Here is a 7242-nt window from a genome sequence, read left to right on the forward strand (position 1 = left end):
GTATAATATCACAAATTTATAACTATTGTCTTTTAAATAGAGAAAAATAAATAATTAATCTAAAAAAGATAGGGGGAATATATGAAGAGGACGGGATTATTTAAACTTCTTTCCATAGTTGTAATGGGAATAATATTTTGGTTTTCCAATCAAAATGGTGAGGAATCATTGAAACAATCCAATTTTATATTGCAATATTTAAAAGAGATACTGGAGGTATTTAATTTAGATGTTAGAAAATTAGCTCACTTCACAATATACTTGATTTTGGGAAGTTGTTATTTTTTAAGTTTTAAAACATTGGATAAAAGAGCAGCCACAATGAGTTTAGGGCTAGTATTTTTATATGCCTGTACAGATGAATTTCATCAAGGTTTCATTCCAGGGAGAGGTCCATCTTTTAAAGATGTACTAATAGATACCTTTGGAGGGTTTTTAGGAATAATATCTCTATTGTTATTAAGGTTTTTTATAAAAAGACCTATAATCAAATGATATAAGAATAATTTAGGTCTAAGAAAAAATTTCTTGGACCTAAATATTTTAGTAGTAGTAGATGAAATATTGGAAACTCCTCTTATTAAAATCGTAATGAGAGACAACTTAGACCACCATCTATTTTTCTAAACTCTGAGGTATCCACACAGATAACATTGTACCCTAAGTTTTCTATTGACTCTTTAACTTTTGGATATCCTAGAGGTACAATCACTGTATTATTCACATAGATACAGTTTGCAGCATAGCTCTCTGATTGAGGAATAATGATTTTGTTATATCTTTCAAACTCCTTTTTATTTATAAACTCTCCTGAAACAAGCATATTATTATTTTCAATATAGTTTATTCCTGTTTTAAGGTGTAAAACCTCTTCTAAGGCAATTTCTGATCCAGTTAACCCATACTTTTCTAAAATTGAGATAAACTGTGTTATACCCTCTTTATTTGTTCTGGCTGATTTTCCCACATAGAAGTGATTTCCAACCATCATGACATCTCCACCTTCAAGTGTTCCTGGGGACTTAATATATTCGATATTCTCCTTGGGATAAAACTTTTTTAATGTGTCTATAATATATAGGGACTCCTTATTTCTTGAGGAGATTCCAGGATTTGCAACTATAGCACACTTTTTAGTGAGAACTGCTGTGTCTTCAACAAAACATGAATCAGGGAACTCCTCTAGAGCTTCCAATTCAATTATATTTACACCACATTTTTTTAAAGCCTCAACATATAGCTTGTGTTGCTCAATAGCCAAATTATAATCTGGTTTTCCCAGTTCAGGGGCAGATGTAATCCCTTCACAAAGAGTTTTACTAGGTTTTCTAACAATCACATTTTTAAACATATTTACCTCCAATCAATTAATTTTGAATAAAATATTTATTACTTAATTTTTCAAATATACCATTTTTTTTTAAAGTAACTAAAGCGTTATCTATCTCCTCTATAAGAGATTTATTTTCTTTACTAACAGCGATAGCATAGTCCTCCTGTGCCAACTCTCCATCTATTAACTTCAGATTGGAATTGGCTTTGACAAAGTTTTTAGCAGGTTCTGAATCCAGTATAACAACATCTATTTTATTCGCATTTAAAGCCATAATGGACTCTGAAGTAGTATTATATCTATATAGAGTTATCTTATCTTTCATTTCAGTTGCAATTATATCCCCAGTACAGCCAAGAACTACTCCCACACTGTTTCCTTCTAAATTATGGATATCTTTAATCAGACTATCTTTATTCACTATTAAAAGTTGTTTAGAAGTATAGTAGGGAGTAGAAAAAGTCACATTTTTCTCTCTTTCTTCAGTAACAGTCATTCCAGCTATAATAACATCCAATTTACCAGTTTGAAGTGCTGGAATAAGTCCATCAAATTGTATATTTTTAAAGATAACCCCTCCCAGTAGTAATAGTAATAAAAAACCAATAATTTTTTTTCATATTAACTCCTCCCAGTTTTATTTTTTTGTAAATAAAAAAGCAGACTAACACTCCTATTGAATGTCAATCTGCTATATTAACAAGATATAATCGTATAAAAATATCGGTCAAAAAATTATAGGGTTTAAGTAGAGAAACTGTAGAAACTATATTTTTTTATAGAGCCATCGTTAAAATTTCTAAAACATCTTTAAATTCAAGTTTTTTCATAGTTCCTATAGGACCTAATCTTGTAGCGCTAGCGGCCATCTCTTCAAACTTTGAGCTATCAATTCCAATCTCTGTCAAAGTGGAAGGGATATCCAGTGAAGTAAAAAACTCTCTTGTTTTTCTTATAACTGTTTCAGCCACTTGGAAATCATCATCTCCAAAAATTCCCCAAACATTATTTGCATATTCTACAAATCTGTGAACATTCTCTTTATCAAGTACATACTCCATCCAATAAGGAGTTAAAATTCCAAGACCAACTCCATGAGTGATATCATATTTTGCACTTAACTCATGTTCCATCTGATGTGTAGCCCAGTCAGTGGACTCTTTTCCAGCAGTAGTTAACCCATTTAAAGATAGAGAACTAGCCCACATAATATTGGCTCTTGCCTCATAGTCTGTTGGATTTTCAAAAGCGATTGGAGCATAATGGATAACTGTTTTTAAAAGCCCCTCCATTATACGAGCTTGTATATATCCTTTTTTATCTGGAGAAAAGTATTGCTCAAACAGATGACTCATAATATCTACAGCACCAGCAGCAGTTTGGTATTTATTAACAGAAAAAGTGTATGTTGGATCAAGAATAGAAAAAACGGGTCTTAAAAGATAACTGTTAAATGCTAATTTTAAATTCTCTTTTATATTGGATAAAACACTACCACCATTCATTTCACTTCCAGTTGCAGCAAGAGTTAAAATAGAAGCCACAGGTAACGCTTCAGTCAGTAGATCAAATTTTTTATCAACACAAAGATCTTTCCAAATATCCCCATGATATTTAGCTTGAGCAGCTATTCCTTTAGCACAGTCAATGGTACTTCCGCCACCAACGGCTAAAACTAATTCTAAATGATATTTTCTACAAAGATCAGCTCCTTCTCTAACAGTTTCAATTCTAGGGTTTGGGTCAACTCCAGATAGTTCAATAATTTCAATATTCTCTTCAGTTAGAGATTTTATTACATCATCATAGATTCCGTTTTTTTTGATACTATTTTTTCCATAGAGTAAAAGGATTTTAGAAGCGTGTTTTTTTACCTCTTTTCCTAAATTTGAAACTTGACCTTGACCAAATAAAACTCTTGTTGGAACATCATAAATAAAATTTTTCATAAATAATACCCTCCTATAAAACTTTAATAAAATTCCTATCTTTAACAATAGTACCACTATTGACGTAAAACGCAATTATTCTAGTTAAATTTCTATAACTTATATTAAGTCTACTTGAAAGTTCATCAAGGGATTTAAAAGTTATCTCTCCTCCATTATCTTCTAAATATTTCAAAAAAATATCCTTTGCTTTTAAGGTACTTTTATAAAAAATAGCTCTATTTGTATTCAAAAGTTTTTTATTTCCTTCAATGGCCAAAAATCTCCAAAAGTTGATATTTTCTTCAAGATACTCTCTAGCTATTTGGAAGGGTAAAAGGATAACGACAACATCACTTTTTGCAACAACATCAAATAAAACTTCCTCTTTATTTATATATTCAATATCTCCAAAAATCTCTAGAGGTCTCAATATATTTAAACATATTTGATTACCATTATCAAGTATACATGAAACTTCAACAGTGCCCTCAACTATAAAATATATGCTGTTAGCGCCCTTATGAGCTTCAAGTATGTATTCCCCTTTTTTATAGTGTTTTATCAATAATTTTTCATGAACTTCTTTAATTAGAATTTCGTCTAATTGGTAGAGTTTCAAGTATTGTTCTATTTTTTTCATAAATTCTCCTTATTGAGCCAATTGTCCTATCTATTATATAAGAATTTATATATCATAAAAATAGGAAAAATGCTAGAAAAATATATAAAATATGAAAATAAAACGAGGTGGAGTATGAGAGCGGTAGATATTATTCAAAAAAAGAGAGACAACATTGAATTAACATCTGAAGAGATGAGTTTTTTATTGGGAGAGTATTTACAAAATAGAGTTCCTGATTATCAAATGTCTTCATTTTTAATGGCTGTTTATTTTAACGGAATGACAAAAGATGAACTAAAGGTATTTACAGAGCTTATGATGAATAGTGGGGAAGTTATAAAGTTCGATGGAATAGAGAAATTCCTAATTGATAAACATTCAACAGGTGGAGTAGGGGATAAAACTACTATCGCTTTAGCTGGGTTATTTGCAGCATTTAATATAGGAACTGCTAAACTTTCAGGTAGAGGACTGGGGCATACTGGAGGAACAATAGATAAATTTGAAGCCATTCCAGGATTTGTTTTTCCAGAGACAAGAGATGAGTTAGTAAAAATGGTAAATAAAGTAGGAACAGGTATTATGGGATACTCAGATACAATAGTTCCTTTAGATAAAAAATTATATTCACTTAGAGATGTTACTGCAACAGTATCAAGTATACCTCTAATTGCAAGTTCTATTATGAGTAAAAAATTAGCTGTCTATGCTGATGGAATCATTTTAGATGTAAAAGTTGGTTCTGGAGCATTTATGAAGAACTTAAAAACAGCTGAAGAGTTAGCAAAAACTATGATAGATATAGGAGATTCTTTCAATAGAAAGGTAGTAACTCTATTGACAGATATGGATCAACCACTTGGATATGCTGTTGGAAATGCCAATGAAATTATAGAGGCTATTGAAACATTAAAAGGAAGAGGACCTAAGGATTTCACTGAACTTGTTGAAACTATTGTTGCAACAGCTCTTCAAATAAAAGGGGATGTAAACTCTTTAGAAGAGGGGAAAGAGAGAGTTGCAGAGGTTATAAAAAATGGTGCTGCAATTCAACATTTAAAAGACTTTATAGAAGCTGCTGGAGGAAATCCAAAGTTAGTTGATGACTACACATTACTTCCAAAGTTTAAATCAGAATATGAGTTTAGAGCTAAAAAATCTGGATGGATTTCAAAAATTGAAGCTGAAGAGATAGGAAAAGCTGCGATGGTGTTGGGAGCAGGAAGAGCTACTAAGGATGATATAATAGATCATTCTGTGGGAGTTCTATTGACTAAAAAAGTTGGAGATTACGTTGAAGCTGGAGAAGTTTTAGCCTTTATTCAACACAATGACAAAAATTTAGAATCTTCTATTAAGTTTTTAGAGGGTGCATATACAATAGTTGATAAAAAAGTGGAAAAAAATAAAGTTATTCTAGAAATTTTATCTAATATTGGGTTATAATAAGATTAAAGTATATTTTAGGAGGAAAAGATGAATTTAAGCAGATATATTGATCACACAGTATTAAAAGCTACAACAGAACCAAAGGATATTATTAAATTATGTAAGGAAGCAAAGGAGCATAACTTCTTCTCTGTTTGTGTAAATGGATGTTATGTTGAGTTAGCAGCAAAAGAGCTACAGGGAACAGATGTAAAAGTTTGTGCTGTAATTGGATTTCCTTTAGGAGCTATGTCAACAAAAGCAAAAGTTTTTGAAGCAAAAACTTGTATAGAGGATGGAGCATCTGAAATCGATATGGTTATCAATATTGGAATGCTAAAAGCTGGAGAGACAGAGTATGTTAAAAATGAAATAGCTGCTATTAAAGAGGCTATTGGAACAAAGGTATTAAAAGTTATAATAGAGAACTGTTATTTAACTGATGAGGAGAAAAAAATAGCTACACAACTATGTTTAGATGCTAAGGCTGATTTTGTAAAAACATCAACAGGATTTGGTACTGGTGGAGCTACATTTGAAGATATAATATTGATGAAAGAGATTGTTGGAGATAAGGCTGAGCTAAAGGCTGCAGGAGGAGTAAGAGATTTGGCTACTGCAGAAAAGTATATATCTTTAGGTGTAACAAGACTAGGAACAAGTTCAGGGGTTGAATTAGTAACTACTGGAACTGCTGATCCAAATAAATATTAATTATGATTCAAGATTACTTAGGTGACTCACTTACAAAGGAGTGCTTAGATAGTTTACTAAGAGTTTCCCACTGCAGAAGTTTTAAGCAAGGGGAAACTCTTTTTTTAGAGCATTCACTTTGTGAAAATATGTATTTTATAATCAGTGGAAATGTTACAGTTTATAAGGATAATTCTGATGGGAAAAGGAAAATAATCTATCTATTGGGAAATGATTCATTTTTAAATGATACTATGGTCTATGATGAATCTAAAAAAACAAGCGTTAGTTGTGACGCTTTTACAGACGTTAAGACTTTAGTTATCCCAATAAAAGAGTTAAAAAGATTGATTGCCAAATATCCAGATTTAGCTATGTTAATAATAAAATCTCTTTCAAAAAAAACAAAAAGATTGTATAGACAGTTAAAAAATACGACGACAATATCTATGGATAAAAGAATTGCTGCAAAGTTGTGGAAACTTGCAAAAGATTTTGGTTATGAATACAAGGAATTTCATGGATTTACGGTAAAAGTAAATAATACATATTTAGCAGAAATGTTAGGGACAAATAGAGAGACAGTTTCAAGAGGAATAAAAAAGCTTAAGGAGTTAGGACTCGTAAAAGTAGAAAATGGACAGATTTTTATATTGAAAACAGAGATTAAAGAATTTTATAGACAGTAAAATAAAAAATAGGAATACTCCTATATTTATGGTATAATTATGAGTAAATTTTAAAAAAATTAGGAGGAACAAATGACAAATAACGATGTTCTAAGAAGAGTTAGATATGCTTTAAGAATAAATGATAAAGCTATGATTGAAGTTTTTAAACTGGGAGGAATGAATATATCTTTAGATGAGTTAACAGCTTTATTAAGTAAACCTGAAGATGATAACTTCAAAACTTGTAGTAATAAAACTTTAGACGTATTTTTAAGTGGACTTATCACTTATAAAAGAGGACCACAAAAAGATGCTCCACAAAAGGTTGAAGAGATACCAAATAATAAAAATATAAATAACTATATTTTAAGAAAGTTAAAGATAGCTTTAGCTTTTAGAAGCGAGGATATGATAGATGCATTTAAGACAGGTGGAATCAATATGTCTGAATCAGAATTAAGCGCAATCTTCAGAAGACCAGATCATAAAAATTACAGAGAAGCTGGAGATAAATATGTTAGAGTATTTATTAAGGGAATCACTGAACTTTTCAGAGGAGAGAAA

9 protein-coding genes are annotated in these 7242 nt (G+C 30.7%); 5 read left to right on the forward strand and 4 right to left on the reverse strand.

The window, feature by feature from the left end:
* Positions 1 to 81: 81 nt before the first annotated feature.
* Complete coding sequence (locus ACMOUI_RS12115) at positions 82 to 495, forward strand: VanZ family protein (RefSeq protein ID WP_418965949.1); 414 nt, start codon at positions 82 to 84, stop codon at positions 493 to 495.
* Between the two features lie 85 nt (positions 496 to 580).
* On the opposite strand, the gene ACMOUI_RS12120 is transcribed toward ACMOUI_RS12115, so the two are convergent.
* The 4 genes from ACMOUI_RS12120 to ACMOUI_RS12135 form a co-directional block, all read right to left on the reverse strand.
* The gene (locus tag ACMOUI_RS12120) at positions 581 to 1351 is read right to left on the reverse strand and encodes a dimethylarginine dimethylaminohydrolase family protein (RefSeq protein WP_418965950.1); all 771 of its coding nucleotides are present in this window, start codon (positions 1349 to 1351) and stop codon (positions 581 to 583) included.
* Between the two features lie 16 nt (positions 1352 to 1367).
* Positions 1368 to 1943, reverse strand: a complete 576-nt coding sequence (locus ACMOUI_RS12125) for a transporter substrate-binding domain-containing protein (protein WP_418965957.1) — start codon at positions 1941 to 1943, stop codon at positions 1368 to 1370.
* 166 nt (positions 1944 to 2109) lie between these two features.
* Entirely contained in the window at positions 2110 to 3282 is a 1173-nt protein-coding gene (locus tag ACMOUI_RS12130) for an iron-containing alcohol dehydrogenase (RefSeq protein ID WP_418965951.1), read from the reverse strand.
* Positions 3283 to 3295: 13 nt separating this feature from the next.
* Positions 3296 to 3904: a Crp/Fnr family transcriptional regulator gene (locus tag ACMOUI_RS12135; RefSeq protein WP_418965952.1), complete on the reverse strand. Its 609-nt coding sequence runs from the start codon at positions 3902 to 3904 to the stop codon at positions 3296 to 3298.
* A 114-nt stretch (positions 3905 to 4018) separates the two neighbouring features.
* Here ACMOUI_RS12135 and ACMOUI_RS12140 point away from each other — a divergent pair, with 114 nt between their 5' ends.
* The 4 genes from ACMOUI_RS12140 to ACMOUI_RS12155 form a co-directional block, all read left to right on the forward strand.
* Positions 4019 to 5332: a thymidine phosphorylase gene (locus ACMOUI_RS12140; RefSeq protein WP_418965953.1), complete on the forward strand. Its 1314-nt coding sequence runs from the start codon at positions 4019 to 4021 to the stop codon at positions 5330 to 5332.
* A 30-nt stretch (positions 5333 to 5362) separates the two neighbouring features.
* A complete protein-coding gene (gene deoC / locus ACMOUI_RS12145; RefSeq protein WP_418965954.1) occupies positions 5363 to 6028 on the forward strand; it encodes a deoxyribose-phosphate aldolase in 666 nt (221 codons plus the stop codon).
* A 2-nt stretch (positions 6029 to 6030) separates the two neighbouring features.
* Positions 6031 to 6696, forward strand: a complete 666-nt coding sequence (locus ACMOUI_RS12150; RefSeq protein ID WP_418965955.1) for a Crp/Fnr family transcriptional regulator — start codon at positions 6031 to 6033, stop codon at positions 6694 to 6696.
* A 72-nt stretch (positions 6697 to 6768) separates the two neighbouring features.
* Positions 6769 to 7242, forward strand: a 474-nt coding sequence (locus ACMOUI_RS12155) for a DUF1456 family protein (RefSeq protein ID WP_418965956.1), incomplete at its 3' end; no start/stop codon positions are given.

Source organism: Cetobacterium sp., from assembly GCF_048470075.1.
Classification (GTDB): domain Bacteria; phylum Fusobacteriota; class Fusobacteriia; order Fusobacteriales; family Fusobacteriaceae; genus Cetobacterium_A.

Excerpts from the sequence above, each read along its gene's own strand:
- ACMOUI_RS12140 (WP_418965953.1), top strand. The coding sequence starts at position 4,019 with ATGAGAGCGGTAGATATTATTCAAAAAAAGAGAGACAACATTGAATTA.
- ACMOUI_RS12130 (WP_418965951.1), bottom strand. The coding sequence starts at position 3,282 with ATGAAAAATTTTATTTATGATGTTCCAACAAGAGTTTTATTTGGTCAA.
- ACMOUI_RS12115 (WP_418965949.1), top strand. The coding sequence starts at position 82 with ATGAAGAGGACGGGATTATTTAAACTTCTTTCCATAGTTGTAATGGGA.
- deoC (WP_418965954.1), top strand. The coding sequence starts at position 5,363 with ATGAATTTAAGCAGATATATTGATCACACAGTATTAAAAGCTACAACA.
- ACMOUI_RS12120 (WP_418965950.1), bottom strand. The coding sequence starts at position 1,351 with ATGTTTAAAAATGTGATTGTTAGAAAACCTAGTAAAACTCTTTGTGAA.
- ACMOUI_RS12135 (WP_418965952.1), bottom strand. The coding sequence starts at position 3,904 with ATGAAAAAAATAGAACAATACTTGAAACTCTACCAATTAGACGAAATT.
- ACMOUI_RS12150 (WP_418965955.1), top strand. The coding sequence starts at position 6,031 with ATGATTCAAGATTACTTAGGTGACTCACTTACAAAGGAGTGCTTAGAT.